This window comes from Agrilactobacillus composti DSM 18527 = JCM 14202, from assembly GCF_001436375.1.
In the GTDB taxonomy this organism is placed as follows: Bacteria; Bacillota; Bacilli; order Lactobacillales; family Lactobacillaceae; genus Agrilactobacillus; species Agrilactobacillus composti.
This window is the reverse complement of the sequence record NZ_AZGA01000066.1, coordinates 13,439-37,258: the sequence shown is the minus strand read 5'-3', so window position 1 is coordinate 37,258 and position 23,820 is coordinate 13,439. Positions and strand designations below refer to the sequence as shown.

The 23,820-nt window shown below is 46.7% G+C and carries 26 protein-coding genes and 1 riboswitch; of the genes, 22 read left to right on the top strand and 4 right to left on the bottom strand.

All coding sequences use genetic code 11. The features are described from left to right. The first annotated feature begins 71 nt into the window (after positions 1-71). The 7 genes from FC83_RS10925 (at position 72) to arsC (ending at position 5,874) form a co-directional block, all read left to right on the top strand. A complete protein-coding gene (locus FC83_RS10925) occupies positions 72-461 on the top strand; it encodes a tautomerase family protein (RefSeq protein WP_035453916.1) in 390 nt (129 codons plus the stop codon). 139 nt (positions 462-600) lie between these two features. After that, positions 601-1,347, top strand: coding sequence for an SDR family oxidoreductase (locus FC83_RS10920; RefSeq protein ID WP_035453913.1), 747 nt, complete (start codon positions 601-603; stop codon positions 1,345-1,347). A 207-nt stretch (positions 1,348-1,554) separates the two neighbouring features. Next, positions 1,555-1,905, top strand: a complete 351-nt coding sequence (locus FC83_RS10915) for an ArsR/SmtB family transcription factor (RefSeq protein WP_035453910.1) — start codon at positions 1,555-1,557, stop codon at positions 1,903-1,905. Next, complete coding sequence (gene arsD, locus FC83_RS10910) at positions 1,902-2,261, top strand: arsenite efflux transporter metallochaperone ArsD (RefSeq protein WP_035453907.1); 360 nt, start codon at positions 1,902-1,904, stop codon at positions 2,259-2,261. The genes FC83_RS10915 and arsD overlap by 4 nt, the downstream gene beginning before the upstream one ends. 80 nt (positions 2,262-2,341) lie before the next feature. Continuing rightward, positions 2,342-4,075, top strand: a complete 1,734-nt coding sequence (arsA, locus tag FC83_RS10905) for an arsenical pump-driving ATPase (RefSeq protein ID WP_057002776.1) — start codon at positions 2,342-2,344, stop codon at positions 4,073-4,075. A 68-nt stretch (positions 4,076-4,143) separates the two neighbouring features. Beyond that, the gene (locus tag FC83_RS10900) at positions 4,144-5,439 is read left to right on the top strand and encodes an arsenic transporter (protein ID WP_035453904.1); all 1,296 of its coding nucleotides are present in this window, start codon (positions 4,144-4,146) and stop codon (positions 5,437-5,439) included. Positions 5,440-5,460: 21 nt separating this feature from the next. Then, positions 5,461-5,874: an arsenate reductase (thioredoxin) gene (gene arsC, locus FC83_RS10895; protein WP_035453901.1), complete on the top strand. Its 414-nt coding sequence runs from the start codon at positions 5,461-5,463 to the stop codon at positions 5,872-5,874. Here the strand turns inward: arsC and FC83_RS17610 are convergent. Further along, positions 5,867-5,998: a cation-transporting P-type ATPase gene (locus FC83_RS17610; protein WP_369346149.1), complete on the bottom strand. Its 132-nt coding sequence runs from the start codon at positions 5,996-5,998 to the stop codon at positions 5,867-5,869. The genes arsC and FC83_RS17610 overlap by 8 nt on opposite strands. 82 nt (positions 5,999-6,080) lie before the next feature. Continuing rightward, positions 6,081-7,367 carry a phosphopyruvate hydratase gene (gene eno, locus FC83_RS10890; RefSeq protein ID WP_035453898.1) on the bottom strand — a complete coding sequence of 429 codons (1,287 nt, stop codon included), beginning with the start codon at positions 7,365-7,367 and terminating at the stop codon, positions 6,081-6,083. Between the two features lie 67 nt (positions 7,368-7,434). Next, a riboswitch (Fluoride riboswitch) is annotated at positions 7,435-7,501 on the bottom strand. Between the two features lie 222 nt (positions 7,502-7,723). Here eno and FC83_RS10885 point away from each other — a divergent pair. The 3 genes from FC83_RS10885 to FC83_RS10875 are packed head-to-tail and all read left to right on the top strand — an operon-like array spanning position 7,724 to position 9,584. Beyond that, positions 7,724-8,455, top strand: a complete 732-nt coding sequence (locus FC83_RS10885; protein ID WP_035453895.1) for a class I SAM-dependent methyltransferase — start codon at positions 7,724-7,726, stop codon at positions 8,453-8,455. A gap of 52 nt (positions 8,456-8,507) precedes the next feature. Beyond that, on the top strand, positions 8,508-9,074 hold the full coding sequence (locus tag FC83_RS10880) for a GNAT family N-acetyltransferase (RefSeq protein ID WP_035453891.1): 567 nt from the start codon (positions 8,508-8,510) through the stop codon (positions 9,072-9,074). 45 nt (positions 9,075-9,119) lie between these two features. Next, a complete protein-coding gene (locus FC83_RS10875; protein ID WP_035453889.1) occupies positions 9,120-9,584 on the top strand; it encodes a GNAT family N-acetyltransferase in 465 nt (154 codons plus the stop codon). Positions 9,585-9,624: 40 nt separating this feature from the next. Here FC83_RS10875 and FC83_RS10870 read toward each other — a convergent pair whose 3' ends face one another. After that, the gene (locus FC83_RS10870; protein ID WP_057002775.1) at positions 9,625-9,966 is read right to left on the bottom strand and encodes a metal-sulfur cluster assembly factor; all 342 of its coding nucleotides are present in this window, start codon (positions 9,964-9,966) and stop codon (positions 9,625-9,627) included. Positions 9,967-10,143: 177 nt separating this feature from the next. On the opposite strand from FC83_RS10870, the gene ilvD reads away from it, so the two are divergent. The 12 genes from ilvD (at position 10,144) to FC83_RS10810 (ending at position 22,526) form a co-directional block, all read left to right on the top strand. After that, positions 10,144-11,847, top strand: a complete 1,704-nt coding sequence (ilvD, locus tag FC83_RS10865; RefSeq protein ID WP_057002774.1) for a dihydroxy-acid dehydratase — start codon at positions 10,144-10,146, stop codon at positions 11,845-11,847. A 383-nt stretch (positions 11,848-12,230) separates the two neighbouring features. After that, the gene (locus tag FC83_RS10860) at positions 12,231-13,136 is read left to right on the top strand and encodes an SLAP domain-containing protein (protein WP_057002773.1); all 906 of its coding nucleotides are present in this window, start codon (positions 12,231-12,233) and stop codon (positions 13,134-13,136) included. Positions 13,137-13,323: 187 nt separating this feature from the next. Next, complete coding sequence (gene dhaK / locus FC83_RS10855) at positions 13,324-14,316, top strand: dihydroxyacetone kinase subunit DhaK (protein WP_035453881.1); 993 nt, start codon at positions 13,324-13,326, stop codon at positions 14,314-14,316. Positions 14,317-14,415: 99 nt separating this feature from the next. Continuing rightward, the gene (gene dhaS, locus FC83_RS10850; RefSeq protein WP_057002772.1) at positions 14,416-14,976 is read left to right on the top strand and encodes a dihydroxyacetone kinase transcriptional activator DhaS; all 561 of its coding nucleotides are present in this window, start codon (positions 14,416-14,418) and stop codon (positions 14,974-14,976) included. Positions 14,977-15,098: 122 nt separating this feature from the next. After that, on the top strand, positions 15,099-15,719 hold the full coding sequence (dhaL, locus tag FC83_RS10845; protein WP_052004787.1) for a dihydroxyacetone kinase subunit DhaL: 621 nt from the start codon (positions 15,099-15,101) through the stop codon (positions 15,717-15,719). Between the two features lie 45 nt (positions 15,720-15,764). After that, positions 15,765-16,133, top strand: a complete 369-nt coding sequence (gene dhaM / locus FC83_RS10840) for a dihydroxyacetone kinase phosphoryl donor subunit DhaM (protein ID WP_035453878.1) — start codon at positions 15,765-15,767, stop codon at positions 16,131-16,133. 40 nt (positions 16,134-16,173) lie between these two features. Then, complete coding sequence (locus FC83_RS10835; protein ID WP_052004786.1) at positions 16,174-17,337, top strand: glycerol dehydrogenase; 1,164 nt, start codon at positions 16,174-16,176, stop codon at positions 17,335-17,337. Between the two features lie 69 nt (positions 17,338-17,406). Beyond that, complete coding sequence (locus FC83_RS10830; protein WP_035453876.1) at positions 17,407-18,390, top strand: dihydroxyacetone kinase subunit DhaK; 984 nt, start codon at positions 17,407-17,409, stop codon at positions 18,388-18,390. A 160-nt stretch (positions 18,391-18,550) separates the two neighbouring features. Further along, positions 18,551-18,736, top strand: coding sequence for a hypothetical protein (locus tag FC83_RS10825; RefSeq protein WP_035453874.1), 186 nt, complete (start codon positions 18,551-18,553; stop codon positions 18,734-18,736). 284 nt (positions 18,737-19,020) lie between these two features. Continuing rightward, positions 19,021-20,151: a hypothetical protein gene (locus FC83_RS10820; RefSeq protein WP_057002771.1), complete on the top strand. Its 1,131-nt coding sequence runs from the start codon at positions 19,021-19,023 to the stop codon at positions 20,149-20,151. Positions 20,152-20,420: 269 nt separating this feature from the next. Next, a complete protein-coding gene (locus FC83_RS10815) occupies positions 20,421-22,016 on the top strand; it encodes a hypothetical protein (RefSeq protein ID WP_035453866.1) in 1,596 nt (531 codons plus the stop codon). A 201-nt stretch (positions 22,017-22,217) separates the two neighbouring features. Continuing rightward, entirely contained in the window at positions 22,218-22,526 is a 309-nt protein-coding gene (locus FC83_RS10810; RefSeq protein ID WP_052004784.1) for a helix-turn-helix transcriptional regulator, read from the top strand. Positions 22,527-22,683: 157 nt separating this feature from the next. On the opposite strand, the gene FC83_RS10805 is transcribed toward FC83_RS10810, so the two are convergent. Beyond that, on the bottom strand, positions 22,684-23,820 hold a 1,137-nt coding region (locus FC83_RS10805; protein ID WP_236700831.1), incomplete at its 5' end, for a transposase.

The window sequence follows — 23,820 nt, the reverse complement described above, 5'->3', positions numbered from 1 at the left end:
ATTGGTTTTGACCCAAGATCCCAGCGCTTTTTGTAAAGTTACTTAACGCCCAAAAGAAAGGAAAAAACACCATGCCATTAATGAAAATTGATATGCTCAAAGGTCGCCCCGAAGCTGAAATCAAACGGATTCTAGATATTTCTTATGCTGTGATGCTCAAGGCTTTCAATGCCCCAGTGGGGGACCGGTATCAAATTGTTACCCAACATGAACCTTACGAGATGCAGATTTTAGATACAGGCCTGGGGTTCGAGCGTACCGACAAAGTTTTGATATTTAGTCTGGTGACCCGGCCAAGAACCACTGAACAAAAACAAGTTTTCTACGCCAATCTGGTGCAGGAACTCCATGATAAATTGGGTTTGCGGCGGGAAGACGTGATGATCAATCTGTCGGTGAATACGGATGAGGACTGGAGCTTTGGCAATGGGGAAGCCCAGTTCTTAACCGGAAAACTTTAAGCATTTGATTCAGGTACAGCCTTGAGGACCCTTCACTGGGGTGGCCAGCAAGGCTGTTTTAATTTCCAATTAAGGCTTGACCTCTAGTCCACTCTAAGGGTTATGGTAGAACTAACTTATAAAAGGGGGTCATTATTTTATGACAGTTACAGATAAAGTCGTTGTGATCACTGGGGCGTCCAGTGGCATTGGTGCCGCTACAGCGAAATTGCTGGTGGAAAAAAGAGCCAAAGTCGTGTTGGGTGCGCGGCGGGAAGACAAGCTTAAAGCCTTGACCGCTACCTTGGGGGCCAACGCCCGCTATCAAGTGACCGATGTGACCAAGCGGGCTGACGTGACCGCTTTGCTACAACTGGCTCTGACGGAATTTGGACGCGTTGATGTGTTATATAACAACGCCGGTGTCATGCCCCAGGGCCCATTACACGATCGGGAATATGCCAAATGGCAACAAATGCTGGACATCAATATCATGGGTGTGTTAAATGGCATTGGCGAAGTTCTGCCAATTATGCGTCAGCAAAAAGATGGCTTGATCATCACCACGGATTCCGTGGCCGGCCATGTGGTTTATCCGGAATCCGCCGTGTATAACGGCACCAAGTATGCGGTGCGGGCTATTATGGAAGGCTTGCGCCAGGAAGAAAAAGAAAATGGCATTCGTTCCACCATTATTTCCCCCGGAGCAGTACGCACGGAATTAGTCCACACCATTGGTAACTCAGCGGTTTCAGCGTCTGTGCAACAATTAATGGACGCGCCAGAAGCTGCTGGGTTAGCGTTAAACCCTGAAGACATCGCCCAAGCGGTGTTATATGCCATCAATCAGCCCAAACATGTGGCGGTCAGTGAAGTCCTCGTGCGGCCAGCCCAACAACAAGTTTGAAGTTTGGTATTCATTAATATGATGGCGTCGTAATTTACTAGCAGCCTACTTTCAAAATTGGTGAGAGAAGGCTGCTTTTTGCATGTCCAGATGGCAGTATATTGGGCGATTGTATAATCATGCACAAAATAATGCTTGCGCTTACATAGATGGGGGTCTATATTAGACATATAGATAAATGTCTATCTGTTAGAGGAGGTGTTTCACATGGATTATCAAAGTTATGTACCCATGCTCAAAGCTATGGCCGATCCCAATCGTTTGAAAATTATTGATTTATTATCCTGCGGTACCTTGTGTGCTTGTGATATTTTGACCCATTTTGAATTTTCCCAACCCACTTTATCCCATCACATGAAAGTCTTGCAACAAGCGGGGATCGTCACAGCTCAAAAAGTGGGCAAGTGGCAGCATTATACCTTGAAACCAGCGTTTGTCATCGCCTTTTTACAGGACACCAAGCAATTGTTGGCCAACGACGCCGATTGCATTTGTCATGACGGCAGCTGCGACAATTGCCAAGATCAGGCGACAAGAAAGGATGTTATTACGAAATGAAAACAGTTGAATTATTTGAGCCAGCCATGTGCTGTGCCACCGGTGTTTGCGGGCCCAGCGTGAACCCAGAATTATTGATGATCACCGGCGCTTTTGAAGCTATGAGCAAGGTTGACGGGGTCCAGGCCACCCGCTATAACCTCAGCAACAATCCTGATACCTTTAGTCAGCGGGCCGATATTTTAGCGGCCATGGCTGATGATACCGAGACGAATTTGCCCATTACCGTGGTGGACGGAGAAATTGTGAAACAGGGTACATATCCCACTTTAGAGGAACTAGGCCACTATACCGGTTTGGTTTTTGTCCCAGCGGACGAGAATAAGGGCTGTTGTGGCGGCAGTGGCTGCTGCTAAGTCATGGAAAGATTGGCGGGAGCCAATTTTTTTAAGTGTTATATATAGATAATCATCTATATATGCAAAGGAGTTTTAAAATGAATACTTACCAACCCTTAAAAGAAGCTTTGACCCATTACTTATTTTTCACCGGCAAGGGCGGCGTGGGTAAGACCACGGTTGCCAGTGCCACAGCTATCCAACTGGCGGATGCCGGCCAACAAGTCATGTTGGTATCCACGGACCCGGCCAGTAATTTACAAGATGTTTTTGAAACGAGCCTGTCCAATCACCCTAAGGCCATCCCTGGGGTCCCTGGCTTATTTGCGGCCAACTTTGATCCGGTCACGGCCGCAGCGGCTTATCGGGAAAGTGTCATCGGCCCTTATCGGGGGATTTTACCGGATTCAGCCCTGCAAAATATGGCGGAACAATTATCCGGGTCTTGTACGGTGGAGATTGCGGCCTTTAATGAATTCACTAATTTCTTAACTGATCCCCAAGTCGCCCAGCGCTTTGATACGATTATTTTTGACACCGCCCCCACCGGCCATGCCTTAAGAATGTTGCAATTACCTGCGGCTTGGGATAATTACTTAGCTGAAAATAGCCATGGGGCCTCTTGTTTAGGTCAGTTGGCCGGGCTAGGTGATAAAAAGGCCAGCTATCAAAAAGCCGTGGCCACGTTAAATGACCCCGACTTAACCACATTGATGATCGTCACCCGGCCCCAAAGTGCCGCCTTGTTAGAGGCTAGCCGGGCTGCTGAGGAATTGGCGGCCATTGGGATGCAGCACCAACAACTGATCATCAATGGCACCTTGATGGACCCTATGGACCCGCCTTCCCAGGCAATTTTTGCCCAACAGCAAAATGATCTGGAAAATATGCCGGCGATCCTGACCACTTTACCTCAATCTGAAATTCCTTTGCGGCCCTATAATGTCACCGGGTTAACCAATTTAAGATTGGTCTTGAAGGCCCAACAGCCCGCCAAGGTCAAAACGCTAGACCGCCAGTCTGAAAATTACCACACCTTAGATGTAATTGTGGCTGATTTGATTAAAACCAACAAGAAAATTATTTTTACCATGGGCAAGGGGGGCGTGGGAAAAACCACCGTTGCCGTGCAAATTGCCCAGAAATTGGCGGCACAGCACAAAACGGTTTGTTTAGCCACTACAGATCCAGCGGACCATCTGAATTTCTTCAAACTCAACGACCCGGCCATTACGGTGCGGCATATTGACGAACCCCAGGTTTTAGCTGCGTATCAGAAGGAAGTTTTAGCTACGGCGAAGCAAACCCTGGGCGCCAACGAGGTGGCTTATATCGCTGAAGATCTGCGGTCGCCTTGTACCCAAGAAATCGCGGTATTCCGGGCATTCGCCGACATTGTGGCCCAAGCCGACAGTGACGTGGTGGTCATCGACACCGCCCCCACTGGGCATACATTACTGTTGTTAGATTCCACTCAAAGCTATGCCAAAGAAGTTCAGCGCAGCACGGGGGCCGTGCCGGCAGCTATTGCCAATTTGTTGCCCCGCTTGCAAGATGCCAGTCAGACAGAAATTATCATGGTCACCTTACCTGAGGCCACGCCGGTTTATGAATCCTTGCGGTTAAACGCCGATCTGAATCGGGCGCATATGGCCCATACTTGGTGGGTCGTTAACCAAAGTCTAGGCGCAACTAAAACCCAGCATCCTTGTCTGCAGGCCCGGGCCCAAAATGAAGGGCAGTGGCTGGCGAAGGTTCAGGCCGTTTCCAATGGACACCTGGCCGTGGAACCCTGGCGCCCAGATTTTGAAACCGCGTTGTTGCAGATTTAAGGCACCCGCGGACCAGTACGAAAGTTAACAAACATAAGCAGGGATTGATTATTGACTTTGGAGGCATTATGCAAGTCTTTTTTGCGATTTTTATATTTTTACTCACGTTACTATTTGTGATTTGGCAGCCTAAGGGCTTATCCATTGGTTGGACGGCCATTGGTGGGGCTGTTTTAGCTTTACTGTTTGGGGTGGTGACCTTTAAAGATGTAGGCACCGTCACGGGGATTGTTTGGAACGCCACCTTGTCCTTTGTGGCCATCATCTTGATTTCTTTGATTTTAGATCAAATCGGCTTCTTCGAATGGGCCGCTTTACATATGGCCCGCTTGGCGAAGGGCAATGGCATTCGAATGTTTGTCCTAATTGCTGTCCTGGGGGCCATTGTGGCCGCTTTATTTGCCAACGATGGGGCGGCTTTGATCCTGACACCCATTGTGTTGGCCATGGTGCGGGCCCTGCATTTTGATGAAAAGCGGGTTTTTCCCTTTATCATTGCCGGTGGGTTTATAGCCGATGCCACTTCGCTGCCCTTAGTGGTCAGCAACTTGGTAAATATTGTATCGGCAGATTTCTTTGGCATTACGTTTTCGGAATATGCTTTGAGGATGTGGCTGCCGGATCTGTTTTCACTGGTGATCAGTGTGACCATTCTTTTCCTTTATTTCTGCAAGGCGTTGCCACGGCATTATGAGATGGCTCATGTGGCTACCCCAAAATCCGCCATCAAAGATCAACGCTTATTCCGCTTTTCTTGGGTGGTCTTAGCAGCGTTATTAGTGGGTTACTTTAGCAGTAGTTTCTTGCATATTCCGGTGTCCTTTATTGCCTTGACAATTGCGGCAATTTTCCTATTCGTGGGGGCCAAAAGTCCCCAGGTCAATGTCCAAGCCGTGGTGAAGGGTGCGCCCTGGAATATTGTGTTCTTTTCAATTGGCATGTACGTGGTGGTCTATGGCCTGCAAAACGTGGGCTTGACCACCTTGCTAGCGGGCTTGATTGCCAAAATTGCCTCGGGGAGTCGTTTCCTGGCCACCATGGGCATGGGCTACTTAGCAGCCTTTTTATCATCAGCCATGAACAATATGCCCACGGTGATGATCAACGCCTTGGCCATTAAAGGCGCCGATGTGTCGGGGCTAATGCACCAGACGCTGGTGTATGCCAATATCATTGGTTCTGATTTAGGGCCTAAAATCACGCCCATCGGTTCTTTGGCCACATTGGTCTGGTTACACGTCCTGGCCCAAAAAGGGGTCAAGATAAAATGGGGCACTTATTTTAAAATTGGGATCACCATTACGATTCCGGTTTTGTTCGTCACCTTGTGTGGCCTTTGGTTATCCTTGAGCGTCTTCGGTTAAACATGTTTTGGAGGTGGCATTATGCCGCAAATTTATTTCTTATGCACGGGTAATTCCTGTCGCAGTCAAATGGCTGAAGGCTTTGCCAAACACTTATTAGGCCCTGACTGGCGGATTGCCAGCGCGGGACTTGAAGCCCAGGGGTTAAATCCCAAGGCTGTTAAAGTGATGGCTGAAAAGGGTATCGATATTTCCCAACAGCGCTCTAAGGTCATTGACTTGGCTTACTTGAACAGCAGTGACTTCGTGGTGACCCTGTGTGGGGATGCCCGGGATCGCTGTCCTGTCGTACCAGCAACCGTTGAAAAAATACATTGGCCGTTACCTGACCCCGCCCAAGCCCAAGGGACGGATGCCGAGGTGTTAACCGTTTTTCGGCAAGTTCGTGACGAGATTGAGCATCGGGTGATTGCTTTAGCTAAGGTGGTCAATTGATGGGGCAGCTTATTAGTATCGCAGTTGCCGTTGCAGCCACTTCATTAGGGCCATTTTTTTGAAGTAGCTGTTTAACTTGGGCATTTGAAAGGCCTTTAATTATTTTGGTTTGCAACGTAGGCACCTCCGTCAAGATAGGCCCAGCAGTTTGAATGAAAGCTGCTGGGCCAATTTGTTGTGGCTTAAAGATAGCGACTCAAACTTGGCTAATCAAATTTGACGTTATCTGGGAAATGGGCCAAGCGTGTACCGTCAGTCCCTAATTCTTCTTCAATGCGCAAAAGTTGGTTGTACTTTTCCACCCGTTCGGAACGGGCAGGGGCACCAGATTTCAATTCAGCGGCATTGGTGGCCACGGTAAAGTCAGCGATAAAGGTATCACCAGTTTCCCCAGAACGATGAGAAATCATCGTGGTGTACCCATTTTTACGAGCCAGGCGAATGGCTTCTAAGGTTTCAGTGACTGTGCCGATTTGATTGAGCTTAATCAAAATACTGTTGGCCATCCCTTGTTCAATGGCTTCACGAATCAATTTAGGATTGGTGCACACCGGATCATCGGCCACGATTTGAATTCGTTGACCATAGGCTTTAGTGAATTTCACGAAGTTGGCCCAATCTTCTTCACCGTAGGGATCTTCGATGGAAATGATTTCGGGGAATTTGTCCAAGAGCTTGTGGTAATAGGCCCCGAGTTCATCGGGGGTGTAGGTTTGACCTTCAAAGTCATAGTTCTTCGTGTCCCGATTATAAAAATAAGAAGCGGCAGCATCAAAGGCGATGGCAATTTCTTTGCCTGGGGTATAACCGGCTTGCACAATGGCATCGTGGAGCATCTGTAAAGCCGCTTCAGAGGATTTCAAATTCGGGGCAAAGCCACCTTCATCCCCCAGACCAGTGGTAAAACCAGCGGCTTCAATAACTTTTTTCAAAGTATGGTAGGTGTTGGTGATTTTTTCAAAACCATCTCGGAAACTAGTGCGTTCAACCGGCGTGATCATAAATTCTTGAATATCAATCCCGTTGTCCGCGTGCTCGCCACCGTTGATGACATTGTGAAAGGTTTGGGGCAATTCTAAATCTGTTCCCCCAAGGTAGCGATAGAGGGGTTGATGCAAGGCATTGGCGGCAGCCCGGGCCGTGGCCATGGACACCCCTAAAATGGCGTTGGCCCCAAGCTTAGCTTTATTGGGCGTGCCATCCAGTTGAATCATTAGTTGATCCACGTGGGCTTGGTTAAAGGGATCGCTGTCATGCAACGCTGCATTGATGCTTGTATTGACATTGTTGACGGCCTTTAAAACCCCCTTGCCCTGTAAGCGACTGCCACCATCACGGAGTTCCACGGCTTCTTTTTCGCCGGTAGAGGCGCCGGAAGGGACCTCAGCCCGACCCCGGGTGCCATCTGAGAGAATAACGTCTGCTTCAACAGTTGGATTGCCCCGTGAATCAAAGATTTCCCGTGCTTTAACTGAGTCAATAAATAATTTCATAAATGTAATACCCCTTTCGTCTTGCAAAAAGAAAAGACGTCTACTGTATAGGGGGTGGCTAAACCCGATTACAGTAGACGTCATCAAATTGTTTGAACAATTATTTTATGGCGAACATCATCGCCTATTAACTTTTACAAGGTGAGTGTACACCTTTGAGGAAAATAGGACAACCCATTTTCTGAAATTTCACAAAGCTTACTTCAAAAATAACACGAGGATAAATTATGCTAATATCTGCATACAATGAAAAAATAGTTATCAATTATAGCAACTTAATCTTGGAAAAAGCTTGACCTTCTAGCTGAGATTGGTACCATCAAATTAGCACTTATTTTAAGATGGGAAGGTTGACCATGACAGATATTTACGATGATCCTGATTTTTTTGACGCCTATAGTCACATGGCCCGTTCTGAGCAAGGCTTAAAAGCAGCCGGGGAATGGCATGAATTACAGCAAGTTTTGCCGGATTTTACCGGTAAGACGGTTTTAGACCTGGGCTGTGGTTATGGTTGGCATTGCCGCTATGCGGCTGAACATGGGGCTAAGCAGGTATTGGGCATTGATTTATCCCACCGGATGATTGCAAAGGCCAAAACCATGACTAAAGCGGCCAATATCACTTACAAAGTGCTATCCATGACGGACATCGATACCTTGCAACAGCAATTTGACGTGATTATCAGCTCCCTAGCCATTCACTACATTGCCGATTACGCCAGTCTGGTCCAAAAAATCGACGCCTGTTTAGCGTCCCAAGGCCATTTTGTCATGTCTGTGGAGCATCCCATTTTTACTGCCCAGGGCCAAGAGCAATGGGTTAGAAATGACGCTGGGAAGATTTTATATTGGCCGGTGGACCGGTACTTTGACGAGTCACTGCGGGAGACGGATTTTTTGAACCATCAAGTGGCCAAGTATCATCGCACCGTCACCACTTATGTGAACACGTTGTTAAAACAAGGCTTAACGCTGACGGCTTTGGTGGAACCCACGCCCACCAAAGCCATGCAACAAGCCAGTCAAGAAATGCGGGATGAATTGCGGCGGCCCATGATGTTGATCGTGGCGGCCGTTAAGCCATAAGGCCAACCTGATTGCACTCGTTTTAAACCAACTATTTGAGGAGGTCCACCTGATGCCAAATGTTTATGAAAACTGTCCCGACTTGCAAAGCCAACACTTCTTATTGCGGCAGACTATCCTGACCGATGCGGCGGACTTGCTACGCGTTTACAGTGATTCGAAAGCCTGGCCGTTATTTAATAGCGATAATTGTGGCGGCGATGATTTCCACTATACCGATCTGGCTAAAATGCAGGCGGTTATTGATTATTGGGGCGAGGAATACCAACAGCAAGGTTTTGTTCGTTGGAGCATCGTTCATACTAGAACAAAGGCTGCGGTAGGCACCGTTGAGCTATTCGGTCGCCAAGCCACGGATTATTTTGACGATACGGCCATTTTGCGCCTGGATTTGCGCAGTGATTATGAACAAGCTGACGTAATCAGCGAAATCATTGCCACTTATTTGCCTTATCTCAAGGCCCTATTTAAAACTAGTAAAGTTGCCACCAAGGCCATTCCAGCGGCTGGGATTCGGCGCCAAGCTTTGCATGAACTCGGCTTTCAACCGACTGCCGAAGTGTTATTGGGTCATGATGGGGTGGCTTATTCGGATTATTATGTCCGGGCTTTAAAGTAGCTAACGGGTGATGATTGTAATTAATTATTTTTTGGGAGATGTCTTATGGGGACCACACGCTTAGAAACAAAACGCTTAATTTTACGCCAACTCACACCGACCGATGCGCCACAAATGTTGCAAAACTGGGCTGCCGATCCGGCTGTCACCAAATATTTAACCTGGCCCGCCTATCAGGACCTGGCCCAGGTAAAGGCCCGCTTGACCCAGCAGGCCCAGCACTATCAAGAACCAGATTTCTTTGATTGGGGGATCGAACTTAAGGCCAGCGGCGAATTAATCGGCACCATTTCCGTGGTCATTGCCTATTTGTTTGCCAGCACCGACGTGAATCGCATTGAAGCTAAACACGACACGGCGAATACATTTTCCGGCAAAGTGATGCAGAAAAGTGGCCTGACCTTTGAAGGGGTACTGCGGCAGCGGGGGCTAAATAACACTGGTTTGGTAGACGAAGCCATGTATGCCATTTTGCGGGCTGAGTTTCAAGCAGCCAGTCACCGGGAATAAACACCAAAAGAGGGCCAAATGTGGCCCTCTTTTTTGCCCTTTAACGCACCGCAATCCCCAGGGTGATGCGGCCCAAGCGGCTGATTCGGGTCATTTTCCAAGCTGGGGACCAGACCACTTCCACGGTGACTTTGCTAATGGGGTCTAATTGCATCAAAGCGGCAATCAAATCCTTGGGCAGGGTATCGGTACAGCCGCAGGCGATTTCGGTGAAGGTGATGACCATGTGACAGTGGCCGGTGGCGTCTAAATCAATTACGTAAATGAGACCAAGATTATAAATATCTAAACCCAATTCGGGATCGTAAACAGTTTGTAATTTGTCAATTAACTGGTCGCTGATGGCGGCGGCTCGGTCATTGATTTGAATGTCATCACGCATATTATCAGTCCTTTTTGAAAAATAGTGTAGTTGTATTCTTTCATACATTCCCGGTATTTTCAAGTGCACAATTTAATTGTGCTGTAATTTTATCTTAAAAACTATGGCATTTACATGAGAATAAGCTTATAATCAAAACCACATGATTATAAGCACTTACTGAAAGGGGTTTATATAATGGCTGATCAACAACCAAAAGATCTTAGAATTCGCAGTCATGTCTACGATGGCATGGTTAAATCACCTAACCGGGCTTTAATGCGGGCCACGGGGATGCAAGACGCTGATTTTAAAAAGCCCATCGTGGGGGTCGTCAGCACTTGGTCAGAAAACACACCTTGTAACATGCACCTGCGGGGTTTTGGGGATATTGCTGAAAAGAGTGTCACGGAAGCTGGGGGTTGGCCGGTACAATTTGGCACGATCACCGTGTCCGATGGGATTGCCATGGGGACCCCAGGGATGCGCTTTTCCCTGCCATCCCGGGATGTAATCGCTGATTCCGTGGAAACCGCCATCCGGGGTCATAACTGTGACGCCTTTGTGGCCATTGGCGGCTGTGATAAAAATATGCCCGGCTCCATGATTGCCATCGCCAACGCCGAAGTCCCGGCCATCTTTGTCTATGGGGGCACCATTGCGCCGGGGAATCTAGACGATAAGGATATCGACCTGGTCTCGGTTTTTGAAGCCGTGGGCCAATGGAATCACCACGACATCTCCGCCGAAGAAGTCCGCAAAATTGAATGCAACGCCTGTCCGGGCCCTGGTGGTTGCGGCGGGATGTACACGGCCAACACCATGGCCTCCGCCATCGAAGCACTGGGTATGAGCCTGCCGGGTTCTGCCTCTCACCCCGCCGCCACGGATGGCAAAAAAGCCGATGTGGCCGCTGCCGGCAAAGCTGTTTTGAATTTACTGAAAAAGGGCATTTATCCTAAAGACATCATGACCCGTGACGCCTTTGAAAATGCCATCACTGTCATCATGGCCCTGGGCGGTTCCACCAACGCCACTTTGCACCTGCTGGCCATGGCCCATGCGGCCAATGTGGACCTGACCTTAGATGACTTTAATACTTTTCAGAAAAAAGTACCCCATTTGGCGGATCTAAAACCCAGTGGCCAGTACGTCTTTCAAGATTTGTATGAAGTTGGCGGCGTGTCTGCCGTGATGAAATACCTAAATGAAAATGGCTTCTTACATGGGGATTGTCTCACGGTGACGGGGAAAACTATCGCCGAAAACTTAGCCGAGGTGCCTAGTCTGACGCCAGGTCAAAAAGTCATTATGCCTTTGGATCATCCCAAACGTAAAGATGGCCCCCTGATTATCTTACACGGTAACTTAGCACCAGAAGGGGCCGTGGCCAAGGTTTCTGGCGTTAAAGTCCGCCATCATGAAGGCCCGGCTAAGGTTTACAACACGGAAGAAGATGCCATTGACGCGGTCTTAGCCGATGAAGTGGTGGACGGGGATGTGGTTGTGGTCCGCTACGTAGGGCCTAAAGGCGGTCCGGGGATGCCGGAAATGTTGTCCCTGTCTGGCATTTTAGTGGGCAAGGGCCAAGGTGAATCCGTTGCCCTCTTGACCGATGGCCGCTTTTCCGGGGGGACTCACGGGTTAGTCGTGGGCCACATTGCCCCTGAAGCCCAAGATGCTGGACCTATTGCCTACTTAAAGACTGGGGATATCGTGGTCATTGATCAAGATACCAAAGAGTTGACCATGAAAGTTTCCGACGCCGAAATTGAGAAACGGCGCCAAGCTACTAAGATTCCACCGCTATATACCCGGGGCGTATTGGGCAAGTATGCCCATATCGTCTCCAGTTCCGCCAAAGGTGCGGTCACGGATTTCTGGCGGGGTGGGGAGAAGTAATTTTTTTGCCAAGTGACACCTAAATTTAAAGCAGATAACCATTGACTGATTGTACGGTTAATGGTTATTTTTTTGCGCCAACGGCTAGTTAGGGTGCAGCCAAATGGGTTGGAAGATTACTAGAAAAAAGGCTGAAAAATCGTTATTTAATATGCTGAAAAATTGTTTGTAAAAATCAACCAATTGAGACTTGAATTTAAGATAAACATTGTGATATATATATAACAATATCAAGTATTTGTAAAGCGCTCTTTTGGCGAAAAAGTCAGAAAGGGATGAGTGATTTTATAATAAATGATGTTATTCCTTGGGGATTATTTTCGGTGTTTTTTTCTTTTGAAAAATGAATGCGAATTGATGTGTTGAATTTGGAGGGATGGCACATGACCAAAAAATGGTATGGGTTTATTGGGGCTCTGGTGACGTTGTTGGCGGTGAGTTTAGGTTTACATACCAACACGAATAAAGTTCAAGCAGCAGTGGGGACCACGACGGCGCCAACGCAATTGTATAATGGCTTTGGTAATAAGGCACAGCCGGCAGACCGGGTGCTTTGGACTGGCTCAGCCTGGCAGTTAAATTGGGGCATCATTTCAAGAAATGGTGAAAAATGGTTTAATGTTGGCGGGAACCAGTACGTAAATGCCAACACTTTAAACGTTGGGGATACCAGTGATATTAAAATTTATGATAATCATGATGAGACGAAAAAAGATGGTACTACCACAACCGGGACAGTCCTGTGGGGAGGTTCAGGATTTTGGGACCTTTTCAATAATGAACCCACTCGAGACGATACAAAAGTCGCAGATTCCACAACGTTAGACCAGAAGTATATTAGTTATAATGGCACAGTTTTTTATCACAGTACTAAGGGTGGCTATTCGTTATCTAGAGACATTGACGTACCAAATCCAGGCGTATTGCCGGTTGTAGATGAGAGAACAGATGATAGTCCAATGGTTATTGTATATTGGCACGCTCGCGCTAATTACTGGTTTGATCCTGCTGATGTCACAAATACGCAACAACTTGGTGGATCTATACCTGGATATGGTTCAGAATGGTTAGCGTTTTCCTACATCCATGTTACTGGCGTGACTTATGCAGAGATTGGCAAAAATCAATGGATTCCGGTCGATGTCAGTTATGGAAAAGAGTATAGAAAAAGTGGTGAAGATTTTTCAGCCGCCTTCAGAGCTCTCCCATCAAAAAATATTGACGTGCCTGAATTTACCAATTTCTTTTGGCCAGAGTATCGCCAGTTTTTAGATGGAGATTGGCGTTAAGTTGTTTGATAAGTAGAATAAATGGTCCACCGCGTGAAGAGATTATCCTTTACGCAGTGGGCTATTTTTCGCGGTATCAGTTAGAGCATCTCCCTAAGCCTGGACAACTTCACCAACTTGTCCATTATTTGGAAGCGCATACATTGTTATAATCGCATTATAAACTAATGAAACTGAGGTGAGTGCTATGAAGAAAATTATCAATGCCGTAGCCGACATCGTACCGGAAATGGTCAGTGGGTTAGTGAAAAGCTATCCCCAATTGGTGGCACAGTTGCCTAATACCCAGGCTATCGGGCGGCGGGATGCGGCTTTTAAAGCCGGGCACCAAGTTGGTTTGGTATCTGGCGGGGGTTCTGGTCATGAACCGCTACACCTAGGCTATGTGGGTTTAGGCATGCTCAGTGCCGCAGTGGCTGGTCAAATTAACACGTCTCCCACACCGGATCAAATTTACGCGGCGATTCGCTATGCGGATCACGGCGCCGGGGTACTGTTGATCGTGAAAAACTATGCCGGGGATGTGATGAATTTCGCCATGGCCCAGGAATTGGCGGAGTATGATGATATCCAAGTCAAAGCCATCACCGTAGACGATGATGTGGCCTTTGATGCCACGGATACCCAAGGCCGCCGGGGTGTGGCTGGCACGATTTTGGTGGAGAAGATTTGTGGCGCTGCCGCTGAAGCTGGGGCAAGCCTAGATGAATTAGCGGCCCTAGGGCAAGCCGTCATTGACCATACCAAGACCATTGGCATTGCCTTGACGGCAGCTACGGTACCTGGGGTAGATCATCCTGGGTTCGAGCTGCAAGCCGATGAGATGGAATATGGGGTGGGTATCCATAACGAACGGGGCTATGCCACCGAAAAAATGGCGCCCTCCGCTACTATTGCCGCCCATCTGGAGGATAAAATTCTAGGCAATTTTGACCTGCAGACCACCGATGAGTTTGCCGTGGTGGTGAATGGTCTGGGGGCCACGCCGTTGATGGAACAGTATGTTTTCGCCAATGATGTCTTGGCCGACCTAGCTAAGCGGGACGTTAAAGTGACCTTCACGAAGGTGGGGAATTTAGTGACGGCCATTGATATGCACGGCGTGTCCTTGACCTTATGTCAGCTGCAGGACAATTGGCACACGCTATTAAACGCCCCGGCAAATACCATTGCCTGGTAAGCCCAGTTTGAAGCCTAAGCCAAAAAATGAAAAAAACTAAAGTAAAGTGGTTAGACAAGGTATAATGCTTTTATGACAAATCGGCAGGAGGTGAATTCGATGAGTTACATCACGCAAAAAAAAGTTGCTATGGTGGTGAAACAAATGCTGATTGCAAAGGACTTCGATACGATTACGGTGACCCAAATCATGCACCAGGCCCAGGTTCGACGGCAGAGTTTCTACGACTATTTCCGCGATAAATACGATGTGCTCACTTGGATTTACAACGATGAAATCAAGGCGGTCCTCAACGACAACCTGGATTATGAGCATTGGACCTTAGTGTTGACCCACACTTTACGTTATTTTCAAAACAATCGGGATTTTTATATTAAAGTTTTTGCGATTCATGATCAAAATGCCCCTGAGGCTGTGATTGCCCAACATATTGAGAGCTTGATTCGCACAGTTTATACGGATATTAGTGCCCAGGCCCACCTCACCACCAGTGACGCCCAAGCGGCCTTTTCCCAGCGGGTGATTGCCATGGGCTTAGTGGCTGAAGTGAAGCGCTGGTTGGTGACGGATACTCAAGCGACCTTAGATCAAGAAATACAATTGCTGCAAAATTATTTGAATGACAGTATTCAAGGCTTGTTGGCCAATCATAGGCAATAAGGCCGGTGACGGACATACTGAAAAATTTGTCCATTATATTTTTGAAAGCGGTGTCTTATGATCGACTTGTAACTAAGAACTGGGTCAACTTCAAAGCAGCAGTACCCAGAGGGGGGATTTCAATGCTTGATGAGACATTACTTTTTAAATGGATGACTGAATTTGATCACCAGATTCAAACCGATAAGGCTTATCTTAGCGGCTTGGACGCGGAAATCGGTGATGGGGATCATGGCGATAACATGGCCCGGGGGATGAGTGCGGTGATGCACACCTTCAAAACACCCAATCAATCTGTGGCTGAACAGCTCAAGGCCATTGCCTTTGCTTTGATCAGCAAAGTGGGCGGGGCAGCTGGCCCGCTTTATGGCTCGGCATTTTTAAGAATGTCTAAGGCCGCTGTGGATACCCAACAATTGGACCAATTGATTCAAATTGGTGCGGATGCCATCGCCGACCGGGGTGGCGCCAATTTTGGGGATAAAACCATGCTAGATGTTTGGGCCTATGTGCCAGCCATGTTGGAACATCATACCCTGTCTTCAGCTGGGTTGGCTCAATTAGCAGCGCACACCAAACCGATGCAGGCTAAAAAGGGCCGGGCTTCTTATCTTGGGGAACGGTCGGTAGGCCATTTAGACCCTGGGGCCGTTTCTTCGCAAGAATTGTTCCAAGCCCTACTTAAAGCCCAAAGTGCCCTAAAAACTAGTCCCAATCAGGCCTTGAAAAACGGGACTGATTAAAAAGTATTAGGAAAAATTGAAAGCGCCCTAAAGGAGTTGACCAAGATGACCATCGGTATTGTATTGGTATCCCATGTGACTGAACTGGCCCAAGGGATTGCCAAGTTGATTCAACAAGTGGCCCCAGACGTCCCCCTGACCGTAGCGGGAGGGACCGCAGATAATGGCGTAGGCACGGATGCGGCCAAGATCACCCAGGCCATTGATGCCAATCCTGGAGATGAATTAATGGTTTTCTACGATTTAGGTAGCGCTAAAATGACCTTGGACCTGGTGGCTGAAATGAGTCCCTGGGTCATTCAGCGCTACGATACGGCCTTTGTTGAAAGCGCTTATTCTGCGGCTGCCCTGGCTCAAGCTGGGGTTGGACGGTCGGAAATTGAAACTCAGTTAAAGCCCTTAATCATCAAATAATAATGGATTTACCATGTCAAATCTGAAAGGAAGTTATATCATGAGTGACGCATTAATGTTTGTTAGTCCAGATAAGTATTTACAAGGTGCTGGGATTTTGGAACAGTCGCAAGGGTATTTACACCAGTTGGGTGAAAAAGTATTGATGATGGCTGATGAAGTTGTTTGGCCAATAGCCGGCGTTGATTTTGCCAGTTATTTGGAGAACAATGGTTTCACAGTTACGCGCGCCGAATTTGGCGGCGAAGCCTATGTAGAAGAAATTACCCGGATCACCAAGATCGCCCGGGATGCTAAAGTGGACATGATCATTGGCCTTGGTGGTGGTAAAACCCTCGATACCAGCAAAGCCATTGCCCAAGCCCTAAATGCTCACTTGGTCATTGCGCCCACAGCGGCTTCTGCCGATGCCCCTACGGCGGGCTTATCTGTGCTCTATACCCCAGACGGTCAATTTGATCAGTACGAATTTTATAGTCGGCACAGTGACTTGGTCTTAGTGGATACCCAAATTATTGCCAATGCCCCCGTGCGCACCTTAGTATCGGGTATTTCTGATGCCATGGCCACCAATATTGAAGCCAAAGCCACGGCTAAAAAACATGGTGTGACCATGGGTGGTGGCCAGGCCACTTTTGCGGGGCGGGCCATTGCCGCTGAGTGTGAACGGGTTTTGTGGGAATACGCTTATGAAGCCGTTGAATCTAACAAAGCCCATGTGGTTACGCCAGCCTTAGAAGCCATCGTGGAAGCCAATACCTTGCTGTCTGGCTTAGGTTTTGAAAATGGTGGGTTGGCCGCCGCCCATGCCATTCATAACGGATTTACAGCGGTTCACGGTGAGATTCACAGCTTGACCCATGGTGAGAAAGTCGCTTTTGGTACCATGGTGGAATTGGTGTTGCAAGGCACACCCCATGCGGAACTGAACAAATATATTGAGTTTTACCTGACCCTAGGCTTGCCCATCACCTTGGAAGCAACGCATTTGGATCAATTATCCGATGCCGATTTGCTTAAGATTGGCGCGTTAGCCACGGCACCAGATGAAACCATGAAAAACATGCCCTTTACGGTGACCCCTGAGATGGTGGTCAACGCCATGAAAGCTGCTTCAGCTTATGCCCATGGTTATGAAAGTAGCCACGAAATTCGCCCAGTATTTGTCAATAAAGCTCTTGCAATGGCGGGGGTAAATCAGTAGGATTAAGAAAAAGGGCCCTCAGCGGTCTTTTTTCGACTGATGATGGTGATTTGGAAAGGATTGGTCCTGATGAAAAAATTAATTAATGATCCAGCGCTGGCCATTGACCAGATGATTCAGGGCATTCAATATGGCCATCCTGAATTACGGCGGTTGGGTGAAGTGAGTGCCCTGGCTAACCCCAACAGCGGCCGCAAAGTCTTGTTGGTCAGCGGCGGAGGCAGTGGCCATGAGCCTCTGGATTTCGGCTATATCGGGCCTGGCCTCCTAGATGTTGCCATCACCGGCCTGATCTTTACACCACCTGATAGCACGGCCATTATCCGGGCCATCACCGCCTTGGATAGTCAACATGATTATTTATTTATCGTGAAAAATTTCCAAGAAGATGTGCAAAACTTCTCCGCGGCAGCCACTTTTTTAAACGCCGATGGTTATAACGTGAAGGTGGTCTTGGTATCTGACGACCAATCCGTGGACCCTAAGACCCTCCAGACCCGAGGTCGGGGTGTGGCGGGAACGGTGTTCATGTTCAAGTTATTAGGCGCCGCTGCCGATAAAGGGGCCACGTTAACGGAATTAGCTGCCCTGGCCAAGGTCATCAACGATAATCTCTATACCCTGGGAGTGGCTTTATCCGGCACCGAAACCCCCGGGGCCCAAGCACCCAGCTTCGTTTTAGCCGACGATGAGGTGGCTTACGGGGTGGGTATCCACGGCGAACCCGGCTATCGCAACGAACCTTTAGAATCTTCCGAGTTATTAGCCCGGGAATTGGTGAATAAAATTCGCATTGCGGCCCAATTTGCCACAGGGCAGAAATTAGCCGTGTTGATCAACGGTCTGGGGGGCTTACCCCTGATGGATCAATATGTCTTCACTAATGATGTGGTCCAGTTGTTAACGCTAGAAGGTCTGGCCCCAACCTTCATTAAAACCGGGACTTACTTAACTTCTTATGGCATGCGGGGGGCTTCCGTGACTGTTCTGCGTTTGCAAGATGATCAATGGTATGACTGGTTGAAACGATCCGTTGGGGGCTATGGTTGGTAGAAATTTAAATACTGTATGTATAACAGCCATCATCCTATGGTAATCGTGGGGTGATGGCTGTTTTTGACTGGCAGATTGTTTAATTGATTAGCTGAAAAAAATGTGTTATATAATAGTTATCTGTATCAGTTAGCAGGTTTGTTTAAGGGGCTGATTTGATATGACAACCGTTAAAACCATTTTATGGCGCTACGTTTTACCAATTGCAGTTATTTTAATCATTATGGTTGCAACCGCTGATGGCCAAATGCCGGTTAGGACATTGGTTTTGACAGCCGTTGTAATGGTTGTTGCGATTTGGCTGCATTACACAATAAGGGATACTTATCGGAAACGTCACAAATAGATATTAGACTGCCTTTGCTTTTAAAAGTAAGGGTAGTTTTTATTTAATGTTAATTCCAGAGATTATTACCCAGCAGCGCCAATATGTCAGGCAAGAAAAGCAAGCCAATCACCTGCCAGATCCCTTTCAGAAATTAAACGGTTGATCAAATTGTCCCAGAATATGGGACTTTTTTTGTGGGGAGGCATTATAACAAGCGTTATTCTGAGTGATCAGCCTTGCGAGCCTGTCCTGTTTCAATTAAGATTGAAGTATCATAGGTCTTAAACAAGGGGAGCCGGAACATGGATTTTGTTCAAGCGTTACAAAGACTTAATTATTCGGATTTAAAGCTACAGGCCCAAGATATCGGTATTTCATTGGCCACCTTAAAACGGATATTGGCCGGGAAAAATATTTCCAAGCAGACGGAAAAGAAGCTGACTGCTTTTCTGAAAACGCATATTCATCATGCTAAGCTTTACATTGATGAAACTTTTCTGGGCAATGCCGGCCATACTAAAAGAATGAATGTATCCTGCGTCTTTGCTACCTCCAGCCATACTTTTAATAATTTTAAAAATACCCTATATCCGTTCGGCTGGCGGCCGGGGGATGAAGTCAAGGCGGCGGGTAAAAATGTGAAGGTTGTCAGCCAGGTTTTGTCGGGCACAGCTACGGATGAATTGAAGGCTTTTTATACCACGGTGGAAACCCAATATCATGAGGTTTCGGAATTGACGTATCTAGCGCCTTATTTGCTGGCGGCTTTAGACGCCATTTCGGTATTAGACTTTGCCAGTATTGATAACTTTGAAATTGTGTTAGATATGCGGCTTGAATTTAATGCTGATAGTTTGGTGGTTGCCGAACAAATCATGCAAGCCTATTTGCCTTTACTGGGCTGTCGAGTGAAACATTTGCAATTGACGGCTAGAAACAGCCGGGAGGTCATTGGGTTACAATATGCGGATTTTGTGGTGAACCTGTCTTCCCGGGCCACTTCCCAACAATTGACCGCTGCTCATATCAGTTATCTACCGGATAAGCCCAATACCCGCAACCAGGAGTTGTTGATTTTGTCCGGTTTATACCAACGGCTATGGCAACATACCGTGGCACCGGAAACCAACGTCCCAGTGGTTGAACCGAAAATGCCTACGAATATTGAATATCTGCTGGACAGCATTCGCGAAGCAGCTTATCAAGAGCGCAACAGTACTGATCGAGAATATTTTGGGAAGTTGAAACAAGCTTTGAAATTATGTGTGGATAAATTGCCCAAGTCCGCCCAAAACCCCATCAACCAAGTCAAAGGTACTGAGTTTATTGACCTGGAAGCTAGAGCCTGCGTGGCCTTACACAATGATTTGGGTATGATCAAATTGAAAAGAACCCATTTCAACAGTATTAAGCGCTTGATTGAATCAAAATAAGGATTCGGTGTACTTGATAAAGTGATTCCGGCAATCCCTCGTGGGTGTATCAAGCTTAGAAAAATGAATAAGTTATCGTGAAGTTCAAGCTGGATAAGGATTCAGCTTGTTTTTTTGGCAATTATTTAGAGGGTGCATATATTGGACAAAGAAAATTTATGATAATTTTGCGATAATCGTATGATAATAGGGGCGTAATTCCCGTAGATTTTGAGGAACAGCGGCGATACACTTTATTCGTGGAAACAAATATACGAGGAGAGATTGCCATGTCAAAAGAATCAGAATTTTGGGATCTATATTATCAGGAGTTTGATAAGTATTGGGATGATTTTAAACAGAGCAGTGAATACGAGCAAGTAATGACCCTATTTTTAGGTCGGAAAACGATGATCAAGACTGCCGTTGAAAACATGCTGAATTTTGTTTTATACGATACACCAAAGCCGATTGATCAATGGAAATTTTCGGATATCAAGCCGGTACGATCAAGCTTTCACTATTTATATCGCAATAAAAGCACTAATAAGAATTATCGCTTGATTGTGACTGATTTAACGGTGGTTCGTTACTGGTTACAATGGTTAACGGAAATTGGGGCACTGCACATCGAGTATCGTTTCATTGAAAATCTCTTTAAAGACGAAATTGCCTTTTACACGCGCTATGATTACTTTAGAGACTATGAAACTTCTTGTGAAGCCGAGGTAAGTTCTAATAAAAGTGCTGAGAAGCGGCGGATAGAGCAGAAGAGTGCTAGGAAAAATGCCCGAAAGCAAAGCGCCAAAACGGGTATGGAAAAAGCTCTAACGGGGCATACGCGAAAAAATTCGAAAAAGATATCAAAGCCGGCGATAATTACTGACAAGGCGGACAGATTAGCAAAGGAAGATAGATTGCTCAATGAGATGGATAGTGAGCTTTTAAAATTAATCAAGGCGTTTGAAAATGATCCCAAATGGCGTATATTTACCCAACAGTTTGAATCAGAATATATTGAAACACTTATCACACGAATTGCGGACAAAATGTCATTCACTTTCCATGAAGATCCAGACCAATGGGATGAAGAAGGGTTTCAAGAAACTTTGAAGTGGCGCTTTGCCTTGGAAATGAACTACTTTTTGGATGAACTGCCAGGCGTCGCCCAAATATTACAGAATTTTCTAACTTTTGAAGGCGAAGTAGGTTATCTTAAGCCAGCCAAGGCCGAAAGTTTAAAGCAAGCTCTGATTAAGATTTTGCCTAAAGTTAAGGCAACCTTATCAGATGAGGCCAATTTTGAATCCGAGAAGCGGTTGGTATTGGGCATGCGTCGTGCGGGCATCGATGAACAGAAGGATTGGGATCTAATGGATCAATTTATCGAGGACTATAATGTTGCTAGGCAAACTGCGCGAGCCGCTGAGGGACGGGCCTTTTTTCCGGAAATAGTGTATATGCCCGCTCTTAAGTATAAAAAACTGGCCCATTCACGTCAGGGTTACTCAAAACAAATAGCCACTAAAGTTCACAACGAAATATTAGCTCGGGCTTGGCAGTTATGGAGTACGCATCAAGAATGGTATCATAAATACAAGCAGGCCCAGATAGTTGATTATATCGTGGATTTAGGCGACTTGATTTACGCGCGATACTTGCAGACGCCAAAGCAGTGGCAACTTAAAGATTTTGCAGGGGTTTTGCCAGATTTTGTTAAACAATTATCGCCAGCAGACGTTGCTGTATTCAAATTAGTTTGGACAACATTGCTTGATACACTGGCAAAAAATGGCAGTTTGGAACCCGCGATTGCTTACGATGTGGCCAGATTAGTGCAAGAGACCAGCGTTATAGGTATCAAACCAACATCAAGCAACATATAAAGTTAAAACTTGTGTCATTTGTTGTGCTAGTCTTGTAATTACCAGCAGCGAATGGCAAATGGTGATGCGGCCATAACGCTGCCATAACGGGCACTAAATCCAGCTCTACAAAACATAGGGCTGGATTTAGTGTATCTATGGGGTTTGTAGGTCGTTATGATGACCGTTCTTTGCTAAATTGAAATGGAGGAGTGAGGGAAAATGGCACTTAAGACGCAACTGAAGAAATATCGGCAGCAATTTGGCTGGACCCAAAAACAACTGGCTGAAAAATTACATGTCTCAGATAAGACAATTTCAAGTTGGGAAAACGGCCGGACTTATCCGGACGTGGGGATGCTGCTGGTCTTGAGTGACGTTTTCCAAATCTCCATTGATCAATTTATCAGGGGGAATGACGTTATGGTAAAGAAAATTGACCGGGATATCAAAGTCAATGATCTCGGCACTAAAGTACCGAGCTTGTCTCTCACCACCAAGTGGCGAGGGTATCTGGATAGATACCTTTAGACTTACGCCTAACGCTATGTGGTCTAACGGCCTTCCGGTCTTCCACGTAGTTTGCGTGTGATAAGCACGCGCTGTGTTGGCGTTACTTACTGCTGGGCCTTACTTATCTAAGGGTCCCAACAGCCCGATGATCGACTTCACCGGCAATTGAACAGGTTTACCCGTTCGCACTTTTTTTCTTATTGAATTTGGGCTTTTTTACGCCAGCGATATATTGAGTACCCAAGTATTGAATGTTCATGGCACCGACGCGATCATCATTGGACTGGTAACCGCAGTTTGAACATTGGTAGGCGTGCAGTTGGTGGTCGCGATTCGTCTTTTTGATCTCACCGCAAGCAGGACAGCGCTGACTGGTATAAGCCGCACTAACCGTGATAACTGCAGCGCCTGCTTGAATAGCCTTGTAAGTCAACATCTGTTCCAGTTGGTAAAATGCCCAAGATACTTTTTCATAACGTTTATCTTTGACCGTCTTTTCCGTGGCAAATCGAACATTAACCAGATCTTCTAAAACAAACAAGGTATTCGGCCCATACTTCGCAACAAGTGTCTTAGATAGCTGATGGTTGAGATCAGTCATCCAGCGGTTCTCTTTATTGCCCATTTGACGGATACGCCGTTTGGAATTTTTGGTATTGTGTCTTTGCAGACTAGCCCGCAGTGCTTTATAGTGACGCCGTTTACGATTGATAGCTTGACCATTGAAAAACGTTGTTTTTCCTTGGTCATCATAGGTAGTGACTAATTGCCGGATTCCCCGGTCAAGTCCTACAACGTGTTGCATATCATTACGGGCCAATTCAGGAAATTCTTTATTAACTGCAATGTGTAAAAACCAATTGGTCCCAGACTTAATCAGTTTTGCGCCGCCAAACTCCCAGGTGCCATCCAGATATTGTTCAAAGCCAGTTTTTAACACAAAACGAGCTTTCACCCGGCCTTGAAGTGTATTGATGGACAACTTTTTACCATCTGCAACGATAGACCAATCCCGGTTACGGACTAAGTCAGCTTGCGGGCGCTGGAAACAGATTGGTTTCCAAAGCCAATGCAGGTCTCTGGGGACTATTAGATAAATCTCTTTACCCTTTTTATCTTTTTTACCGGTGGCATAGTGTATGGGTTTGCGCCGCAGCTGTGTCTGAACTGTTTTATAACGGGCAACCGTCGTTTTGATCGCGGAAATAGCCAATTGTGATTTCGGCCCAAAACGTTGCCGCAAGTTTCGATAAAGCCTTTTGTGAATTTTGAGAACACTCAATTCAAAACCATTGTTAAAAATGTACTCAGC

Coding starts and splice junctions, on each gene's coding strand:
- FC83_RS10900 (WP_035453904.1), top strand. CDS start 4,144: ATGCAAGTCTTTTTTGCGATTTTTATATTTTTACTCACGTTACTATTT.
- FC83_RS10920 (WP_035453913.1), top strand. CDS start 601: ATGACAGTTACAGATAAAGTCGTTGTGATCACTGGGGCGTCCAGTGGC.
- FC83_RS10830 (WP_035453876.1), top strand. CDS start 17,407: ATGAAAAAATTAATTAATGATCCAGCGCTGGCCATTGACCAGATGATT.
- ilvD (WP_057002774.1), top strand. CDS start 10,144: ATGGCTGATCAACAACCAAAAGATCTTAGAATTCGCAGTCATGTCTAC.
- FC83_RS10880 (WP_035453891.1), top strand. CDS start 8,508: ATGCCAAATGTTTATGAAAACTGTCCCGACTTGCAAAGCCAACACTTC.
- arsA (WP_057002776.1), top strand. CDS start 2,342: ATGAATACTTACCAACCCTTAAAAGAAGCTTTGACCCATTACTTATTT.
- dhaM (WP_035453878.1), top strand. CDS start 15,765: ATGACCATCGGTATTGTATTGGTATCCCATGTGACTGAACTGGCCCAA.
- FC83_RS10825 (WP_035453874.1), top strand. CDS start 18,551: ATGACAACCGTTAAAACCATTTTATGGCGCTACGTTTTACCAATTGCA.
- FC83_RS10870 (WP_057002775.1), bottom strand. CDS start 9,966: ATGCGTGATGACATTCAAATCAATGACCGAGCCGCCGCCATCAGCGAC.
- eno (WP_035453898.1), bottom strand. CDS start 7,367: ATGAAATTATTTATTGACTCAGTTAAAGCACGGGAAATCTTTGATTCA.
- FC83_RS10925 (WP_035453916.1), top strand. CDS start 72: ATGCCATTAATGAAAATTGATATGCTCAAAGGTCGCCCCGAAGCTGAA.
- FC83_RS10815 (WP_035453866.1), top strand. CDS start 20,421: ATGTCAAAAGAATCAGAATTTTGGGATCTATATTATCAGGAGTTTGAT.
- FC83_RS10820 (WP_057002771.1), top strand. CDS start 19,021: ATGGATTTTGTTCAAGCGTTACAAAGACTTAATTATTCGGATTTAAAG.
- arsC (WP_035453901.1), top strand. CDS start 5,461: ATGCCGCAAATTTATTTCTTATGCACGGGTAATTCCTGTCGCAGTCAA.
- dhaL (WP_052004787.1), top strand. CDS start 15,099: ATGCTTGATGAGACATTACTTTTTAAATGGATGACTGAATTTGATCAC.
- FC83_RS10915 (WP_035453910.1), top strand. CDS start 1,555: ATGGATTATCAAAGTTATGTACCCATGCTCAAAGCTATGGCCGATCCC.
- FC83_RS10810 (WP_052004784.1), top strand. CDS start 22,218: ATGGCACTTAAGACGCAACTGAAGAAATATCGGCAGCAATTTGGCTGG.
- FC83_RS10885 (WP_035453895.1), top strand. CDS start 7,724: ATGACAGATATTTACGATGATCCTGATTTTTTTGACGCCTATAGTCAC.
- FC83_RS10860 (WP_057002773.1), top strand. CDS start 12,231: ATGACCAAAAAATGGTATGGGTTTATTGGGGCTCTGGTGACGTTGTTG.
- dhaS (WP_057002772.1), top strand. CDS start 14,416: ATGAGTTACATCACGCAAAAAAAAGTTGCTATGGTGGTGAAACAAATG.
- dhaK (WP_035453881.1), top strand. CDS start 13,324: ATGAAGAAAATTATCAATGCCGTAGCCGACATCGTACCGGAAATGGTC.
- arsD (WP_035453907.1), top strand. CDS start 1,902: ATGAAAACAGTTGAATTATTTGAGCCAGCCATGTGCTGTGCCACCGGT.
- FC83_RS10875 (WP_035453889.1), top strand. CDS start 9,120: ATGGGGACCACACGCTTAGAAACAAAACGCTTAATTTTACGCCAACTC.
- FC83_RS10835 (WP_052004786.1), top strand. CDS start 16,174: ATGAGTGACGCATTAATGTTTGTTAGTCCAGATAAGTATTTACAAGGT.